The organism is Sphingomonas phyllosphaerae (assembly GCF_029623345.1).
GTDB classification, from domain to species: Bacteria; Pseudomonadota; Alphaproteobacteria; order Sphingomonadales; family Sphingomonadaceae; genus Sphingomonas; species Sphingomonas phyllosphaerae_C.
In genome coordinates this window covers 201,686-217,244 of record NZ_JAPYKH010000006.1, presented here as the reverse complement: position 1 = coordinate 217,244, position 15,559 = coordinate 201,686, and the positions used below count along the sequence as shown (strand labels likewise).

Genomic DNA, 15,559 nt, shown 5'->3' with positions numbered 1-15,559 from the left:
TATCACCGACCGTTCGCGCTCACCCCTGCCCCGCAGTGATCTTGGCGATCTCGCGCGCGACCATCTGCTCGACCAGCCGGGGCAGGTTGTGATCGAGCCAGTCGCTCAACATCGGGCGCAGCATGTCGCGCACCAGTCCCTCGAGCGTGCCGTCGCTGTCGGGCTCCGGCTTGACCACCAACCGCGACAGCGCGCCGAGCGCGCCGCGGGTCGCCTCGACCGTCGCCGGCGACACCGCCGGCTCGGGCGCGGCCGCAGTCGCTGCCGGCGTCGGTGCAGGGGCCGCCGCCGGCGGCGGCGCGAAGCTCGGCTCGGCCTGGGTGAAGGCCGACGCCGGCGGCTCGGGTGCGCGCTGCTCGGCCGCACGCTGCTCCGGGAAGCGGGCGGGTTCCGCTGCGGCCGTCGGCGCGGCAAGCGAGTCGTTGAGCTCGAGCACATGGTCGCGATCATGGCCGCCGAGCGGGCGCGGCGCGGGGCGGCGCGGCGGCTGGGCCTCGCCCTCCTTGATCACGCGCTTGATCGAGGCGAGGATCTCCTCCATCGAGGGCTCGGCGTTCAGATCCGCCATCACTTGGTCCCCACAGCGTGTTTTCCCGCGCTAGATCAAGGGCGCGGCCGGTCCACACCTGTCGTCAACGCGGGCGATCTGTCAACATTGCTCTCGAGCAGAGGATCCAGCTGGCGCGTGACCGTGGCGTCCTGCGCGCCGATCCCGGCGGTGCTGCCGGCAACCGGCTCGGCCGCCCGGGTACGCGCGAAATCGTTGAAGCGCCCGCGCGTCGCGCGATAGTTGACGGTCGGATCGTACAGCGCGCCGCCGTCGAGCCCGAGGTCCTCCGCCTCGGCATGGCCCATCGCCGCGAGCAGCGAGAAGCCGGCGACATAGGCATCGCGCCGTGCGCTGACGAGCGTCACCTGGCTGTTGAGCAATTCCTGCTCGGCGTTGAGGATGTCGAGGATCGTGCGCGTGCCGACGCTGTTCTCGGCGCGCACGCCCTCGAGGCTGAGCTTGTTGGCGTTGACCGCCGCCTCGGCCGAGGCGATCACCTCAAGCGACGAGTGCCACACCGCATAGGCCGAGCGCGCCTGCGCCACCACCTGGCGCTCGGCGCCGGTGGCCTGCTCGATCGCCTGGCCGCGCAGCTCCTGCGCCTGCCGCAGCTGCGCCGCGACGCGCCCACCCTGGAAGATCGGCAGGTTGATCGAGGCGCCGATGGCGGTGGCGGTACCGGTCTGGCCGACGCCGAGCCCGGCGGCGTTGCCGCGCCCGAGCGTGCCGAGATAGTTGAAGTAATTCTGCCCGACCGTGGCGCCGAGCTGCGGCAGACGTCCCGCGCGCGCGACCTTGACGTCATAGTCGGTCGCCTCCCGCACCTTGCGCGCGGCGAGCAGGTTGGGATTGTCCTGCAACGCGATCTCAACCGCCGCGTCGGCGCTGTCGGGCAGCTTGGGCAGCGCCGGCGGCTGCTCGAGCGTGCCCGGGGGAGCGCCGACCAGCCGGACGTAATTCTCGCGACTGGAGATCAGCGTCGCCTGCGCCGACTGAAGCTGCGCGCGCGCGAGGCTGAGCCGCGCCTGCGACTGCGCCACGTCGGTGCGAGTGAGGTCGCCCACCTCGAAGCGGTCGCGACTCGCGCGCAGGTTGGTTTCCAGTACGCGCACGTTCTGCGCGTTGAGCGCGACGATCGCCTCGTCGCGAATCACGTTGTTATAGGCGCCGACCACGTCGGTGAAGGTGCTCGCCTCGACCCCGCGCAGGTTGGCCAGTCCGGCCTCGACCCGCGTCTCGGCGGCGCGGACGCCGTACTTTACCCGACCGCCCTGGTAGATCGGCAGCGTCACCCCGGCCGAGGCGCTCAGCTGGCGCTCGGGCGTGGTGAAGCTGTTGCCGCCGCGCAGCAGGTTCTCGTTGAGTCCGGTCGAGGTCGACAGCACCGGCCGCCCGCCGGCACGCGCGATCGGCACGTTCTCGTCGTTGGCGCGCTGTGCCGCGCGCTGCGCCGTCAGCGTCGGGTTGTTCTGATAGGCTTTGGCCAAAGCGTCGCGCAGCGTCTCGGCGGAGAGCGGCGTGCTCGCCAGCGCGAGCAGCGGGAGCAGCGGCAGCGAACGTCGGCGCACACGGATACCTCGATCAGAAGGTGAAGCCGCGCGGTTTGGCGAAACCGGGCAGGCGGACGGAATCGATGTCGGCGAAGGGCGTCAACGCGGTCGCGGCGCCGCGATGCGCGCCGGCAGCGAGGCGGAACACGCCGCGCTCGATCAGACCGGTCGCGATCCGGCCGCCGTCGACGACCTGGGTGAGCAGCGTTGACGGCAGTTCCTCGACCGCGCCGTCGACCAGCAGCACGTCATAGGGCGCGTCCGCGGGATGGCCATGCGTCAGTTGCCCCTCGACCAAGGTCACCTTGGGCGCGCCGGCAAGCGCTGCGCGCGCGTGCGCGGCAAGATCGGGTGATTCCTCCACCGCCACCACCGCGGCGACGATCCGCGCCAGCACCGCCGCGCTATACCCCGCTGCGGCGCCGATCAGCAGCACGCGGTCGGTGGGGCGCAGGCGCGCCTCGACCAGCAGCCGCGCGGTGGCGAGCGGCGTGTTCAGCGCGCGCCCCTGCCCCAGCGCGATCGCGGTGTCGCGGTAAGCCATGGACGTCGACTCCGCGGGGACGAAACGCTCGCGCGGCACCTCTGCCATCGCCGCCACCACGCGCGGATCGGTCACCGCGACGGTGCGCAACTGGCTCGCCACCATCGCCTGGCGCATCGCGGTGAAATCGTCGTCACGAAGGGTGGCTGCGGCGGTCATCGGACGTTCCTGTGACATAGCTGTTTTAGTAATGCAACACACGTTGCGTGTGGCGGGTTTGTATCGCGCGGCGACGGCTTCGCCAATCACTTTGCCGCGCGGCGGCGCTTGACAGCCGGCGCCGCTGCCCGCAGATGCGCGCCCTCCACGGCATCGAGGCGCGATGGCGGAGTGGTGACGCAGAGGACTGCAAATCCTTGCACCCGGGTTCGATTCCCGGTCGCGCCTCCAGATGCAGTAGCTCAAACCCGCCCTACCGGCACGATATACCGCTCGCCCCGCGCGGTGACCCCCACCTCCACCGCCACCCCATAGGTCGCCGCGATCGCCTCGGGCGTGAGCACCGCCGCGGTGTCGCCCGCCGCCACCACGCGCCCGGTGCGCAGCAGCACGACCGAGTCCGCCAGCCGCGCCGCGAGGTTGAGGTCGTGCACCACCAGCACGACGCCCGCCCCCGCCGTCGCGACCGCGCGCAGCCGCGCGCCGACGTCGAGCTGGTGCGCCGGGTCGAGGCTGGCGAGCGGCTCGTCGGCGAGCAGCCACTCGGGCTCGCCCGCCAGCACGCGCGCCAGCAATGCGCGCGCGCGCTCGCCGCCGGAGAGCTGCTCGACCGGCCGCTCCGCCAACGCCGTCATCGCCGTCGCCTCCAGCGCCCGCTCCACCGCGGCGCGGTCCGCCGCGTCCGCCGCGCCGCGCCCGCGCCACGGCAGCCGGCCGAGCGCCACCAGCGCGCGCACGTCGACGTCCCAGTGCACATCCGCCTGCTGCGGCAGGAAGCCGATGCGGCGCGCGCGCTCGCGCGCCGGCAGCGTCGCCACGTCCTTGCCGTCGAGCGCCGCCGCCCCCGCGTCGGGCCGGCGCAGCGCGGCGAGGCAGGCGAGCAGACTGCTCTTGCCAGCGCCGTTGGGTCCGAGCAGCGCGGTGACGCGCCCGGGTGCGAGCGTGAGCGTCACCTCCTCGAGCACGCGTCGGCCGCCGAGCGACAGCGTCAACCGGTCGGTCTCCAGCGCGCTCATGCCAGCCGCCGACGCAGCCGCAGCAGCAGGTAGAGGAAGAAGGGAGCACCGAGCAGCGACATGGCGATGCCGAGCCGCAGCTCGCTCGCGCTCGGCACCAGCCGCACCAGTATGTCCGCCACCGTCACCAGCAGCGCGCCCGCGAGCGCGCTCGGCCACAGGGTCGCGCCGGGGCGATGGCGTGCGAGCGGGCGGACGAGATGTGGCACCATCAGGCCGACGAAGCCGATCACCCCCGCGGTCGCCACCGTCGCGCCGACGGTGAGTGCGACGCCGAGCACGATCGCACGCTGCAGCCGCCGCGGCTCGACCCCGAGCGAGCGCGCCGCGGTCTCGCCCAGCGTCAGCGCATCGAGCGCGGGGGCGGTGCGGGCCAGCACCGCGACGCCGAACGCGACCAATGGCAGCGCCAGCCACACGTCGTTCCAGCTGCGGTCGGTCAGCGCGCCCATCAGCCAGGTGACGATCGCGGAGGCGACGAACGGGGTCGGTGCCAAGCTGATCGCCAGCGCGGTGAGCGCGCCGGTAAGGCTGGTCAGCACCATGCCGGCGAGCGTGAACACCACCAGGCTGGCCGAGCGCCCCGCGATCAACGCCAGCAGCGCCATCGTCGCCGCTGCCCCCGCCAGCGCGAACAGCGGCAGCAGCCAGGCTTGCGCGGCATAGCCGAAGAACAAGGCGCAGACCGCGCCCAACGCTGCGCCCGAGGAGACGCCGAACAGTCCGGGGTCGGCGAGCGGGTTGCGCAGATAGCCCTGCATCGCCGCGCCCGCGACGCCCAAAGCCGCGCCGACGACCAGCGCGAGGATCGTGCGCGGCAGCCGCAGCTCGACGATGATGATCGAGCGCGGGTCGGCGCTGCTCCAGGCGTCGAGCGGCACCCACACCTTGCCTGCGGCGAGCGACCCCGCCGCGGCGAGCAGCAATGCGAGCAGCAGCCAGAGCGTCGCGCGCCTCATCGCCGTACCCCGAACCGCGCGCGCGCGCCGCGCAGCAACGCCATCGCCTCGACGATCGTCGGGCCGCCGCAATTCATCAGCCGCGCCGGGAAGGCCACGGTGGCGAGCCGCGGCGCGAGCCGACGGAGCGCGGGATGGTGCTCGGCGCGCTCGCCCCCACCCTCCGCGGCGGCGACCGAGAAGAGCACACGCGGCGGCGCGGCGACGAGATGCTCGAGCGGCAGCACGTCCCAGCGCGCCATCCCGTAGGCCGCGCTGGCGTTGCGGAAGCCGGCGCGGGTCAGCAGGTCGTCGGGCAGCGTGCCCGCGCCGGGCACCAGCCCGCCCGCGCCGAAGATCAGCGCGGGCACGCGCGTCACCCGCGCCGGCCGCGCCGCCGCCTCGATGCGCGCTGCGAGCGCCGCGCCCCGCGCGGGGTGGCCGACCCGCGCGGCGAGATCGCGCACCTGGGCGACGCTCTCCGCCACCGTCGCGGGCACCGCGAACTGCGCGAGCGGCACGTGCAGCCGCGCCAGCGCCGCCACCGTTGCGGGGGCGACATGCCCGCCCGCGACGACGAGGTCGGGGCGCAGCGCCACCACCTCTTCCGCGGTCCCCGCGTTGGCGGGGAAGCGCCGTGCCAGCGCGAGCGGGATCGAGCTGGAGCGCGCGTCCTGCGAGTAAGCGCTGATCGAGGCGATCTGCGCGGCGTCGGCGACTCGCACCAGCACCGCGTCGAGGCAGGGATTGATCGAGACGATCCGCGGCGCGCGCGGGGTCGCGGCGGAGACCAGCGCGGGTGTCGCGAGCAGCAGCAGGAGAGCGCGTGCGCCCATGTCAGTAGCGCAGCCGCACCCCGCCGTAGGCGGCGCGCCCGGGATTGCCATAGTCCACTGCCACCACGTAGCGCTGGTCGAAGGCATTCTCGAGCCGCGCGTACAGCTCGATGTTGTCGGTCAGCGGCAGCGCGGCGCGCAGGTCGGCGAGGACATAGCCGTCGAGCCGTACCTGGCCGACGTCGTAGCTGTCACCGACCGCGGTGAGCGTCACCCCGGTGGAGAGGCCGAACGGCCAGCGATAGTCGGCGTTGACGGTGGTGCTGTCGCGCGGGCGGCGCAGCAGCGGCAGGCCGAAGCTCGCGCCGGGCGAGCGGTTCTCGCCGTCGAGGTAGGTGTAGGCGGCGACGACGGTCAGCGCCTCGACCGGGCGTAACGTGAGCGCGAACTCCAGCCCCTGTGCGCGGGTGCGCGCGACATTGTCGTAGATGCCGAACGGCCGCGTGTCGCAGATCGGCCCGTCCACCGCGGGGCTGCATGCGCGCGTGTTGATCAGGTCGCGCGAGACGCGGCGGAACCATGTCGCGCTCGCTTCCAGCGCGCCGTCGAGCGCGCGCTGGGTCACGCCGGCGTCCCAACCCTCGGATCGCTCGGGGCGCAGGTTCGGATTGCCGGTGCTGCCGTTGAGCTGGAACAGCGTCGGCGCCTTGAAGCCCTGCGACCAGCTGCCGCGCAGCAGAGTGGCGCCGCCGTTCGGCGTCCAGGCGAGGCTCGCCGCGCCCACGGTAGCGCCGCCGAAGCGATCATGGTCGTCGTGGCGCACGCCGCCGGTCGCGGTCACGCCGGCGAGGGGGGTGAGCGCGAGCTGGCCGTAGAGGCTGAACAGCCGCGCGCGCCCACGATCGGTGCTGCCATAGCCGCGCGTGTAGAGCCGCGAGATCTCCCGCTCGGCGCCGAAGGTCGCGCGCGCGACCCCGCCGAGATCCGCGACACCTTGATAGTCGAGGCGATGGTTCTGCCCCTGCGAGCGATACGTCTCGCGCGGCGTGAGGTCGCGGTCGTAGCTGGTGCGCGCGATGTCGGTGCGCGCATAGCCCAGCCGGTTGCGCAGCGCGCCGTCGAACAACGCAACGTTGACGCCGCCATAGCCGACCCACTGCTCGGCGTCGCTATACTCGCGCGTGTCGTTGAAGGTGTAATCTGGCGGCGGGAAGCCGTCGAACTCGGTCCGGCCGTTGGCGTAGAAACCGCGCAGGTCGACCGAGACGTTGCTCGCCAGCGTCGCGGTCACGCTGGCGTTGCCGCCATAGTGGCGGAAGCCGTCGCGCTCGCTGCCGCGCGCGTAGGACGAGATGCCATCGGTGGTGTAATAGCCACCGCCCAGGCTCGCCGCGATCACGCCGGCCCGCCCCGAGACGTTCGCGAAGGCCTGGCCGGTACCCATCGATCCGCCCTCGGCGCGAGCGTTGACGCTCAGCTGGTCGGTCGGCTGGCGCGTGATCATGTTGACCACGCCGCCGATCGCCTGGCTGCCCCACAGCACCGAGGAGGCGCCGCGCAGCACCTCGACCCGCGCGATATTGCCGACCAGCAGCTCGCCGAAGTTGAAGCCACCGCCGGGCGCGGACGGGTCGTTGATCTTCACGCCGTCGATCAGCGCCGCGGTCTGGTCGCTCTCGGCGCCGCGGATGAACACCGAGGTGACACCGCCGACGCCGCCGGTGCGCGCCACCGCGATGCCGGGAGTCTGGCGCAGCAGGTCGGCGAGCACCACCGTCTGGCGCCGCTGGATCGTCGCGGTGTCGAGCACCGTCACCGCCTCCGCCACGCTGCCCGCCGGCGTGGCGGAACGCGCGGCGGTGACGATCACGTCGTCGCCCGCGCGGGTCGCCTGCTCCAGCGCCTCGGTCGACTGCGCGCTTTGCGCGTGCGCCGCGGGCGCAAGCAGCAGCAGCGGCAGCGCGGTGGCGATGCGGCGATAGGATATGGTCACGTCGTCCCTCACACGGTCGCGGGCGGACGCGCGGCCCCGTGCCGCGGCGCTGCCGCCCGATCGTCGTCACGCGAGGACAAGACCTCGATCGCCCGGCACACCCCGTCCGCGCGAAGGACAACCGCGACGGGCAGGTCTCCTGGCTCCCGGGTCAGCGCCCCGGCTCCGGCCTTCCCGGACCATCGGTCCAGTGGCACGCGCGGGAGAGGGGCTCGCCGGTCACAGTTGCGGGGGCAGCGCCGGATCGCGATCAAGCTACCGGCTTCCCTCTTACTTCCCCTCGCGGGGAACCTGTCGCGTCGGCGCCCCTAGGCCAGCGCGTCGCCGCGGGCAAGCGACTCGCGCAGCACGGCAAGCAGCGGGACGTCGACCGGTGGCATCGGCAATGCGGCGAGCACGGCGGGCACGTCCCAGCGCAGCGCCGCCGCGGCGAGCGGACGCGGCTCACCCGACCAGGCGCGTGCGACGTAGAGCAGCATCACCAGTGGGCGCGCGCCGGGCGCGGCATCGGCGGCGAAGGACAGCGGCGTGAGCGCCGCTGGCGCCACCACGATGGCGAGCTCCTCGGCGAGCTCGCGCACCAGTGCATCCACGGGTGCCTCGCCCGGCTCGACCTTGCCGCCCGGGAACTCCCACAATCCGCCGTGGCGTTTGTCGATCGGGCGCTGCTGCATCAGGCAGCGTCCCGTCGGGTCGAGCAGCGCCGCGGCGACCACCAGTATCGTCATCGAACCGGTCCTTAACCATCCTTAGGTTACGATCGCGTCATGGCACGCCCTCGCAACCGACGCCCGCTCTTCTCGCGACTCAGCCGTGACGGCCGCGGCGCGACCGCAGTGGAATATGCCCTGATCCTTGCCGCCGTCGCGCTGGCGATCGCCACGGGGCTCGGACGCGTGTCCGCCGCGCTGAGCGACGTTCTCACTACCGTGTCGACCAACCTTCTCGTCGGCCGCTGAGACAAGACCTCCACTAATCTGCGTAAATTTCTGAACTCGCAGAATCAGGCTTAAGTCTTTTTCAACCGTGCCGCAGCTACACCGGACATCGCTGGAGCCTCAGAGGCTCATCGGCCGGGTAACTGAAGCCAATTTGTCTCGGAGATCGACATGCAGAAGATTCGCGCTTTCCTGAAGAACAACAAGGCCGCCACCGCGATCGAGTACGGCCTGATCGCCGCACTGGTCGCCGTCGCCGCCATCACCGCGATGAAGGGCCTGGGCAACCAGCTGACCAACACCTTCACCAAGGTGCAGACCACGATGAGCACCAACGGCGCGTAATCCGCCGATCAGCTCTTGTGACAAGGGCGGTGGGACGTTGGTCCCGCCGCCTTTTTCTTGGCCAATTCGCGGGCGCCGTGACCCTGCTGTTGCAACAACTCACAAGTCAATGACGCTCACAGCCTCCCACTGGCGTCATCCTGAACTCGTTTCAGGCTCCATCGTCCCGCGATGGCCTCGCGCGTGGTGTACGCAGCACCGTGGATCCTGAAACGAGTTCAGGATGACGGACCAAATTGCAGGCGAAGCTTCTTCCCCCTGATAGGAAGCCGAGCCTCAGCTCAGCCGACCCATGCGCAGGAATTTGTCGCGCCGATCCTGACGCAGCGCCTCTGGGGTCAGCGGCGTCAGCTCGCCAAGCGCGCGCTCGATCGAATCACCCAACGCGCGGATCGCGCCCGCGGGGTCGCGATGTGCGCCGCCGAGCGGCTCGGGAACGATCGAGTCGATCACGCCCAGGCCCTTGAGATCCTGCGCGGTGACCTTCATCGCCTCGGCGGCGTCGGGGGCGCGATCGGCGGTGCGCCACAGGATCGACGCGCATCCTTCCGGCGAGATCACCGAATAGACCGCATGCTCGAACATCAGCACGCGGTTGCCGCTGGCGAGCGCGATCGCGCCGCCCGAGCCGCCCTCGCCGACGATCGACGCGACCAGCGGCACGCCGAGCGCGAGACACGCCTCGGTCGAGCGCGCGATCGCCTCGGCCTGGCCGCGCTCCTCCGCCTGGATGCCGGGGAAGGCACCCGAGGTGTCGACCAGCGTCACCACCGGCAGCCCGTAACGATCGGCCAGTTCCATCAGGCGAATCGCCTTGCGATAGCCCTCGGGCTTGCCCATGCCGAAATTGTGCCTGACCCGGCTGGCGGTATCGTCGCCCTTCTCATGGCCCAGCACCATGATGCGCTGGCCGCGGAACGTCGCGAACCCGCCGAGGATCGCTTGGTCGTCCCCGAACGCGCGATCACCCGCGAGCGGGAGAAACTCGTCGAAGAGCCCAGCGACATAGTGGCGGAAGTGCGGGCGCTCGGGATGGCGGGCGACTTGGGTCTTCTGCCACGGCGTTAGCTTGGCAAACGTGTCCTTGAGCTGCTTGTCGGACTTCGCCTGGAGCTTGGCGATCTCCGCGGAGATGTCGATCGCGCCCTCGGCACCAGTATCGCGCAGCTCGTCGATGCGCGCCTGCAGCTCGGCGATGGGCTTCTCGAAGTCGAGGAAACTAGGCATCGGCCGCAGCTAGTCGCGGTGACGCAACGCGTCAACGAGCGGGTGGCGCTCGTTGACCAGCTCGATCAATCGGCTGCTGTCGACATGCGTGTAGATCTCGGTGGTGGCGATATCGGCATGGCCCAGCATCGTCTGGAGTGCACGCAGGTCGGCGCCACCCTCCAGCAGGTGAGTCGCGAAGGCGTGGCGCAGCACGTGCGGGCTGATCCGGTCGGGCGGGATCCCGGCCTCCGCGGCGAGCGCGCGCACCAGCTGGAACAGCCGCACGCGCGACAGGTGAGTCGCGCCGGAGGGGAAGAGGAAGGGACGGTCGGTCGCGACATGCGCGCGCCACGCCGCCACTGCCGCCCGCGCGCGATCGGACAGCGGCACCAGCCGCTCCTTGCCGCCCTTACCGCGCAGGATCAGGAACGGCCGGTCGGGATGGATCGCGTTGCGCGGCAGCGACACCAGCTCGCTCGCGCGCAGCCCCGAGCCGTAGAGCAGCTCGATCACGGCAGCGAGCCGCAGGTCGGTCGGAATCACGGGATCGCGCGCGAGCCGCTCGGCGATCGCGGCGAACAGCCGGTCGACGTCGGCGTGGCTCAGCGTGCGCGGCAGTGCGCGCCGCGTCGCCGGACGCGGCAGCGCCGGCGAGGGATCGTCCGGGCGCGCGCCCTCTTCGGCGAGAAAGGCGAAGAACCGCCGCAGCGCCGAGGCCTTGCGCGCGACGCTGGCGCTGGCGAGCGCGGTCCAGCCGTCGGCGAGCCGGCCCAGTGCGACGGCGTCGGCCCGCGCCAGCCCGCCGTCGAGCGCCTCGGATGCCAGCGCCAGGTCGCGGCGATAGGCGGCGAGCGTGTTCGCCGCCGCGCCGGCCTGCGCCGCCAGCATCTCGAGGAAGCGCTCGATCGCCTGCCGGTCCTCGCCCGAGGCGCCCGCCCCGGTCGTGAGCCCGCGCGCGCGCATCAGAGCCGCGCGATCGCCTCGGCCGCGATCATCCGCGCCTCGCCGTCGAGCCCGACCGCGCGCAGCGCCGCGACGACGCGATACAGCGACGCGGCGGGCACCGTCTCCCAGCCGCGCGCCTGCATACCGACCGCGGCGAGCAGCAGCACGGTGCCCTGCTGGCGCGCCGCTACCGCCTGGTCGAGCGCGCGCGTCCAGCTGTCGGCGCGCGTGACCGGCACGCCGAAGCGCTCGCCCTCGTCCGCCAGGTCGGCGGCGGGCACGTCGCCCAAGCCGGCGAGCGCGGCGAAGAACAGCTGCTTCTTGCGTTCGGCGTTGGCGCCCCCGGGCGCATAGTCGCGCGGGCTGGCGCCGCGCGCGGCGCCGTCGGGGTCGGCCAGCAGCAGCATCGCCCAGGCGTCGCTGCCGGCGCGCACGTGGCCGCGCCAGCGTTGCGCGGTGCGGTCCAGCCCCGCGCTCAGCATCGAGGCGACGAGCCGGTCGGCCTGCTCCACCTCGCCCGCCGGCAGCAGCCGCGCCGCGGCGCGCGCGGTGAGGATCAGGCGGCCGTAGCGCGCCGCCGGCGTCTCGGCCGCGTCCCACAGCCGCGCCATCGCGCCCAGCCGCGTGTCGAGGCTGTCGCCGACATAGGCGTCGCGCAGGTCGTTGGCGGTACGCGCCAATGGCGCGGGCACATCGTCGCCGTCGGCCAGCGCCGAGTAGAGATCGACCAGCGCCGCGCTCGAAAGCGCGCCCATCGCCGCCGCGCGGTCGGCGACCGCGGCGCGCTCGGCGAGCGGGATCGCCGGCGCGAGCGCGCGCCACGCGGTCACCTGCGGGCCGACCGTGTCGTATAGCTCGCCCGGTACTGCGACGCCGGTGGCGGTGGCGAGGCCGAAGCGCCACGCGGTGAGCTGGGTCACCGGCGCCCATTCGATCGTGATCGCCTGGCGGCTGTCGAGCCCGGCCCCCATCACCTTCTGCGCGAGCTGAAGATCGATGCCGCTGGCAACGCGCCGACGGCGGATGTCGGCGAGCAGCGGCTGCGTCTTGCCGGTGCCGGTGAGGCCGGCGCACATCGCGCGCGCGACGATCCAGCCGCGCTCGCTCTCGCCCGCGCCCGGCGCCAGCGCGCAGAGAGCGGCGGGGTCGGCGGTGGCGAGCGCGGCCTGCATCCACACCTGCCGCAGCTTGGGGGTGACGCGGTCGAGATCGACCGACTGTGCCACCGCGCGCGCGGTGACCGACTCGCCCATGCGCAGCAGCAGCCAGGCGCGCTCGGCCGCGAAGTCGGCGCCATTGACGTGCGCGGGCGTGACCAGTTCGGCGGCGAGCAGTCGGCGCAGTGCGATCTGGAGCCAGCGCGACGGCAGCGGCGCGGACAGCCGCCGCATCAGTCGCTCGAGATAGCGGCCATCGGCTCCGGCGAAGGCGTCGGCGGCGAAGCTGTCGCTCGGGCCGAGCTGGGCGAGCGAGCGCCGCGCGAAGGCGGGCATTTCGTAGCGCGGCGCGGCTGGCGTCGGGGTCGCGTCCGGCGACGGCATCGTCAGCGGCGGGAGCGGGCCGGCCGGCGTCGTCGCGGTGACGCGCGGCGCGGTTGCGGGTGCCGCGCCCGGACCAGCCGGCGCGGGTGCAACAGCCGAAGGCACCGGAGAGGGCGTGGGCGTCGGCGCGTTGTCGCCGAAACCGGGCGGCAGCAGCGATTCGGGGCTCTGCTGCGCCGCGGCGGCGGCACCGATCGCGAGCGCCGCGGCGCCCGCGACGAGCGCGCGCCTAGTTCGCGAGGTTGCCAAGCTCGACCGCCTTCTCGACCCGCGTCGTCGGCTGCTCGGTCGCGCGCCCGGCGAGAAAGAACAGGGCGCCGAGCACGATCACCAGCAACACCACCACCGAGACGATCAACCGAGACATGGATACCCCATCGCGCACGCGCCCAACCGCCCCGGGAGAAGCGCGCGGCGCGCACGCTGTTGCCGGGGCATGAAGGCGCTGTATAGCCCTGCCGACGATGTTGCAAAGCCCGCCTGCCCCGCGCGAACGAGGAGCCGCCTGGATCGGCCAGCCGATCGTGCTGGTCGGGCTGATGGGCGCGGGCAAGTCCACCGTTGGGCGCCGCCTGGCGACGCGGCTCGGCCTGCCCTTCGTCGACGCCGACACGGAGATCGAGTCCGCCGCGGGCATGTCGATCAGCGACATCTTCGCGCAGTTCGGCGAGGTCTATTTCCGCGACGGCGAGCGCCGCGTGATCCAGCGACTGATCGACGGTCGTCCCAAGGTGATCGCGACCGGGGGCGGCGCCTTCGTCAACGACGAGACGCGCGCGCTGATCCTGGCCGAGGCGCTGGCGATCTGGCTCGACGCACCCGTGGAGGTGCTGGCCGAGCGCGTGCGTCGCCGCGACACCCGCCCGCTGCTGCGCGGGCGCGACCCGGCGGCGGTGCTGCGCGACCTCGCCGCCGTCCGCAACCCGCTCTACGCGCTGGCGCATCTCCGCATTGCCAGCGCCAACGCCCCGCACGAGACGACCGTGCGCGCGATCCTGGAGGCCCTGGGCCGATGAGTATCGAGCAGACCGGCGCGCGCGCCACCGTCCCCGTGCGATTGGGCGAGCGCAGCTATGACGTGGTGATCGAGCCCGGCCTGCTGGGCCGCGCCGGCGAGCTGCTCGCGCCGCTAGCGGGCCGGCGCCCGCTGGTGATCGTCGCCGACGTCAATGTCGCGGACCATCTCGCCGTGCTGGGCGGCGCCCTCGACGCGGTCGGGGTGGGTCATCGCTCGATCGTGCTCCCCGCGGGTGAGGCGTCGAAGAGCTGGGCCACGCTCGAGAAACTGACCGACCAGCTGCTCGCGCTCGGGGTCGAGCGCGGCGACCATGTCGTGGCGCTCGGCGGCGGGGTGATCGGCGACCTCGTCGGCTTCGCCAGCGCGATCCTCAAACGCGGCTGCCGCTTCGTCCAGATCCCGACCACGTTGCTGGCGCAAGTGGATTCGTCGGTCGGTGGCAAGACCGGGATCAACGCGCGCGCAGGCAAGAATCTGATCGGCGCCTTCCACCAGCCCCGCCTCGTGCTGATCGACCCCGACGTGCTCGACACCTTACCCGCGCGGCAGGTCCGCGCCGGCTACGCCGAGGTAGTCAAATACGGGCTGATCGACGACGCCGACTTCTTCGCCTGGTGCGAGCGCCACGGCGCCGCGCTGCTCGCCGGCGACCCGGCGGCGCGCACCCATGCCATTGCGCACGCCGTCGCCGCCAAAGCGCGGATCGTCGCCGAGGACGAGCACGAGACCAACGGGCGCCGCGCCTTGCTCAATCTCGGCCACACCTTCGGCCACGCGCTGGAGGCGGAGGCGGGTTTCTCCGATCGCCTGCTCCACGGCGAGGCCGTCGCGGCGGGCTGCGCGCTCGCCTTCGCGTTCTCGGCCGCGACGGGGCGCTGCGCCGCCGCTGACGCCGAGCGCGTAGCGGCGCATTGGCGCGTGAGCGGCCTGCCCGACGGGCTCGCCGCCTCCGGCATCGACGCGCCGGCCGCGCGGTTGGTCGAACATATGCGCCATGACAAGAAGATGGAGGCCGGCACCCTGCCCTTCCTCCTCGCGCGCGGCATCGGCCAGACCTACCTCGATCGCGACGTGGCGCTCGGCGAGGTGGAGGCGTTCCTCGCCGCCGAGCCGCGCGCCGCGGCGAGCGCTGCATTGGGTGCGACCGACTGAGCGGAACGGGGCCGCGGTGGGGCGGTTAACGTGGCTTAGTTTTCTCAAGGAGCGAGCCCATGCCCTACGTCAAAACGCGCGATGGCACTGACCTGTACGTGAAGGACTGGGGCGAGGGTCGCCCCGTGGTGCTGATCCACGGCTGGCCGCTCTCCTCGGACAGTTGGGATCCGCAGATGAAGGCGCTGGCCGACGCCGGCTTCCGCGCGATCGCCTATGATCGCCGCGGCTTCGGCCGCTCCGGCCAGCCGTGGAGCGGCTACGATTACGACACGCTGACCGACGATCTGAACGACGTGCTCGAGGCCGCCGGGGCGACCCAGGACGTCACGCTGGTCGGCTTCTCGATGGGCGGCGGCGAGGTGGCGCGCTACCAGTCGCGCTACGACGGCAAGGGCGTGATCTCGGCCGCGCTGATCAGCTCGGTCGTGCCCTATATGCTCAAGACCGACGACAATCCCAGCGGCGTGCCAGAAGAGACACTTCAGGGCATCGCCGACGGCATCCTGGAGGACCGGCCGAACTTCTTCCGCTCCTTCTTCAAGGACTTCTTCGGTGTCGGCTACGTCACCAGCCCGGTCAGCGAGGCGACGCTCGACTGGGCCTGGCGGCTGGCGATGCAGGCCGGTCTGCAACCCACGCTCAAATGCGCCGAGAGCTTCGGCCACACCGACTTCCGCGGCGATCTACCCGCCTTTCATGTACCGACGCTCGTCCTTCACGGCACCAGCGACAAGACGGTGCCGATCGATGCGAGCGCCCGGCAGGCGGCGCGCGGTATCCAGGGCGCGCAGCTGGTGGAATATGACGGTGCCCCGCACGGCCTGTTCGCGACCGAGGGCGAGCGCCTGACGCGCGACCTGCTGACGTTCCTCGGGCGGTGAT

General features: G+C 72.3%; 17 protein-coding genes, 1 tRNA gene and 1 riboswitch. Of the genes, 6 read left to right on the top strand and 12 right to left on the bottom strand.

All coding sequences use genetic code 11. The features are described from left to right. Positions 1 to 19: 19 nt before the first annotated feature. Genes QBJ89_RS08555 through QBJ89_RS08545 form a run of 3 tightly spaced genes read right to left on the bottom strand, consistent with a single transcriptional unit; the run spans position 20 to position 2,803 of the window. Positions 20 to 568 (bottom strand): DUF2497 domain-containing protein, encoded by a 549-nt coding sequence (locus QBJ89_RS08555; RefSeq protein ID WP_277980097.1) that lies wholly within the window; start codon positions 566 to 568, stop codon positions 20 to 22. A gap of 35 nt (positions 569 to 603) precedes the next feature. Then, positions 604 to 2,118 (bottom strand): TolC family outer membrane protein, encoded by a 1,515-nt coding sequence (locus QBJ89_RS08550; RefSeq protein ID WP_277980096.1) that lies wholly within the window; start codon positions 2,116 to 2,118, stop codon positions 604 to 606. A 13-nt stretch (positions 2,119 to 2,131) separates the two neighbouring features. Next, positions 2,132 to 2,803: a protein-L-isoaspartate O-methyltransferase family protein gene (locus QBJ89_RS08545; RefSeq protein WP_277980095.1), complete on the bottom strand. Its 672-nt coding sequence runs from the start codon at positions 2,801 to 2,803 to the stop codon at positions 2,132 to 2,134. A 157-nt stretch (positions 2,804 to 2,960) separates the two neighbouring features. Between QBJ89_RS08545 and QBJ89_RS08540 the strand changes: the two genes are divergently transcribed. Then, positions 2,961 to 3,034: transfer RNA gene (locus tag QBJ89_RS08540), tRNA-Cys, on the top strand. A gap of 11 nt (positions 3,035 to 3,045) precedes the next feature. Here the strand turns inward: QBJ89_RS08540 and QBJ89_RS08535 are convergent. The 5 genes from QBJ89_RS08535 to QBJ89_RS08515 all read right to left on the bottom strand — a co-directional run bounded on the left by QBJ89_RS08535 (position 3,046) and on the right by QBJ89_RS08515 (position 8,254). After that, complete coding sequence (locus QBJ89_RS08535; protein ID WP_277980094.1) at positions 3,046 to 3,819, bottom strand: ABC transporter ATP-binding protein; 774 nt, start codon at positions 3,817 to 3,819, stop codon at positions 3,046 to 3,048. After that, entirely contained in the window at positions 3,816 to 4,778 is a 963-nt protein-coding gene (locus QBJ89_RS08530; protein WP_277980093.1) for a FecCD family ABC transporter permease, read from the bottom strand. The genes QBJ89_RS08535 and QBJ89_RS08530 overlap by 4 nt, the downstream gene beginning before the upstream one ends. Then, positions 4,775 to 5,593, bottom strand: coding sequence for an ABC transporter substrate-binding protein (locus QBJ89_RS08525; RefSeq protein WP_277980092.1), 819 nt, complete (start codon positions 5,591 to 5,593; stop codon positions 4,775 to 4,777). The genes QBJ89_RS08530 and QBJ89_RS08525 overlap by 4 nt, the downstream gene beginning before the upstream one ends. A 1-nt stretch (position 5,594) precedes the next feature. Then, complete coding sequence (locus tag QBJ89_RS08520) at positions 5,595 to 7,526, bottom strand: TonB-dependent receptor plug domain-containing protein (RefSeq protein WP_277980091.1); 1,932 nt, start codon at positions 7,524 to 7,526, stop codon at positions 5,595 to 5,597. Between the two features lie 112 nt (positions 7,527 to 7,638). Next, a riboswitch (cobalamin riboswitch) is annotated at positions 7,639 to 7,836 on the bottom strand. Beyond that, the gene (locus tag QBJ89_RS08515) at positions 7,835 to 8,254 is read right to left on the bottom strand and encodes a (deoxy)nucleoside triphosphate pyrophosphohydrolase (RefSeq protein WP_277980090.1); all 420 of its coding nucleotides are present in this window, start codon (positions 8,252 to 8,254) and stop codon (positions 7,835 to 7,837) included. It overlaps the preceding riboswitch by 2 nt. Before the next feature lie 39 nt (positions 8,255 to 8,293). On the opposite strand from QBJ89_RS08515, the gene QBJ89_RS08510 reads away from it, so the two are divergent. Then, positions 8,294 to 8,485, top strand: coding sequence for a Flp family type IVb pilin (locus QBJ89_RS08510; RefSeq protein ID WP_277980089.1), 192 nt, complete (start codon positions 8,294 to 8,296; stop codon positions 8,483 to 8,485). Between the two features lie 150 nt (positions 8,486 to 8,635). Further along, a complete protein-coding gene (locus tag QBJ89_RS08505; protein WP_277980088.1) occupies positions 8,636 to 8,809 on the top strand; it encodes a Flp family type IVb pilin in 174 nt (57 codons plus the stop codon). 276 nt (positions 8,810 to 9,085) lie between these two features. On the opposite strand, the gene QBJ89_RS08500 is transcribed toward QBJ89_RS08505, so the two are convergent. Genes QBJ89_RS08500 through QBJ89_RS08485 form a run of 4 tightly spaced genes read right to left on the bottom strand, consistent with a single transcriptional unit; the run spans position 9,086 to position 12,871 of the window. Beyond that, entirely contained in the window at positions 9,086 to 10,036 is a 951-nt protein-coding gene (locus QBJ89_RS08500) for an acetyl-CoA carboxylase carboxyltransferase subunit alpha (RefSeq protein ID WP_277980087.1), read from the bottom strand. 9 nt (positions 10,037 to 10,045) lie between these two features. Then, complete coding sequence (locus QBJ89_RS08495; protein ID WP_277980086.1) at positions 10,046 to 10,981, bottom strand: tyrosine recombinase; 936 nt, start codon at positions 10,979 to 10,981, stop codon at positions 10,046 to 10,048. Beyond that, positions 10,981 to 12,753 carry a hypothetical protein gene (locus QBJ89_RS08490; protein WP_277980085.1) on the bottom strand — a complete coding sequence of 591 codons (1,773 nt, stop codon included), beginning with the start codon at positions 12,751 to 12,753 and terminating at the stop codon, positions 10,981 to 10,983. Before QBJ89_RS08490 ends, QBJ89_RS08495 begins: the two co-directional genes overlap by 1 nt. Further along, complete coding sequence (locus QBJ89_RS08485; RefSeq protein WP_165926994.1) at positions 12,734 to 12,871, bottom strand: hypothetical protein; 138 nt, start codon at positions 12,869 to 12,871, stop codon at positions 12,734 to 12,736. Before QBJ89_RS08485 ends, QBJ89_RS08490 begins: the two co-directional genes overlap by 20 nt. A gap of 97 nt (positions 12,872 to 12,968) precedes the next feature. Here QBJ89_RS08485 and QBJ89_RS08480 point away from each other — a divergent pair, with 97 nt between their 5' ends. Genes QBJ89_RS08480 through QBJ89_RS08470 form a run of 3 tightly spaced genes read left to right on the top strand, consistent with a single transcriptional unit; the run spans position 12,969 to position 15,558 of the window. Further along, positions 12,969 to 13,520 (top strand): shikimate kinase, encoded by a 552-nt coding sequence (locus QBJ89_RS08480; RefSeq protein ID WP_277980084.1) that lies wholly within the window; start codon positions 12,969 to 12,971, stop codon positions 13,518 to 13,520. After that, complete coding sequence (aroB, locus tag QBJ89_RS08475) at positions 13,517 to 14,674, top strand: 3-dehydroquinate synthase (RefSeq protein ID WP_277980083.1); 1,158 nt, start codon at positions 13,517 to 13,519, stop codon at positions 14,672 to 14,674. The genes QBJ89_RS08480 and aroB overlap by 4 nt, the downstream gene beginning before the upstream one ends. A gap of 59 nt (positions 14,675 to 14,733) precedes the next feature. Beyond that, the gene (locus QBJ89_RS08470) at positions 14,734 to 15,558 is read left to right on the top strand and encodes an alpha/beta fold hydrolase (RefSeq protein ID WP_277980082.1); all 825 of its coding nucleotides are present in this window, start codon (positions 14,734 to 14,736) and stop codon (positions 15,556 to 15,558) included. The last annotated feature ends 1 nt before the right edge of the window (position 15,559 follow it).

Bases quoted from the DNA above. Each gene is read 5' to 3' on its own strand.
- QBJ89_RS08495 (WP_277980086.1), bottom strand. From the start codon at position 10,981: ATGCGCGCGCGCGGGCTCACGACCGGGGCGGGCGCCTCGGGCGAGGAC.
- QBJ89_RS08515 (WP_277980090.1), bottom strand. From the start codon at position 8,254: ATGACGATACTGGTGGTCGCCGCGGCGCTGCTCGACCCGACGGGACGC.
- QBJ89_RS08545 (WP_277980095.1), bottom strand. From the start codon at position 2,803: ATGACCGCCGCAGCCACCCTTCGTGACGACGATTTCACCGCGATGCGC.
- QBJ89_RS08555 (WP_277980097.1), bottom strand. From the start codon at position 568: ATGGCGGATCTGAACGCCGAGCCCTCGATGGAGGAGATCCTCGCCTCG.
- QBJ89_RS08505 (WP_277980088.1), top strand. From the start codon at position 8,636: ATGCAGAAGATTCGCGCTTTCCTGAAGAACAACAAGGCCGCCACCGCG.
- aroB (WP_277980083.1), top strand. From the start codon at position 13,517: ATGAGTATCGAGCAGACCGGCGCGCGCGCCACCGTCCCCGTGCGATTG.
- QBJ89_RS08480 (WP_277980084.1), top strand. From the start codon at position 12,969: ATGTTGCAAAGCCCGCCTGCCCCGCGCGAACGAGGAGCCGCCTGGATC.
- QBJ89_RS08525 (WP_277980092.1), bottom strand. From the start codon at position 5,593: ATGGGCGCACGCGCTCTCCTGCTGCTGCTCGCGACACCCGCGCTGGTC.
- QBJ89_RS08535 (WP_277980094.1), bottom strand. From the start codon at position 3,819: ATGAGCGCGCTGGAGACCGACCGGTTGACGCTGTCGCTCGGCGGCCGA.
- QBJ89_RS08500 (WP_277980087.1), bottom strand. From the start codon at position 10,036: ATGCCTAGTTTCCTCGACTTCGAGAAGCCCATCGCCGAGCTGCAGGCG.
- QBJ89_RS08530 (WP_277980093.1), bottom strand. From the start codon at position 4,778: ATGAGGCGCGCGACGCTCTGGCTGCTGCTCGCATTGCTGCTCGCCGCG.
- QBJ89_RS08485 (WP_165926994.1), bottom strand. From the start codon at position 12,871: ATGTCTCGGTTGATCGTCTCGGTGGTGGTGTTGCTGGTGATCGTGCTC.
- QBJ89_RS08510 (WP_277980089.1), top strand. From the start codon at position 8,294: ATGGCACGCCCTCGCAACCGACGCCCGCTCTTCTCGCGACTCAGCCGT.
- QBJ89_RS08470 (WP_277980082.1), top strand. From the start codon at position 14,734: ATGCCCTACGTCAAAACGCGCGATGGCACTGACCTGTACGTGAAGGAC.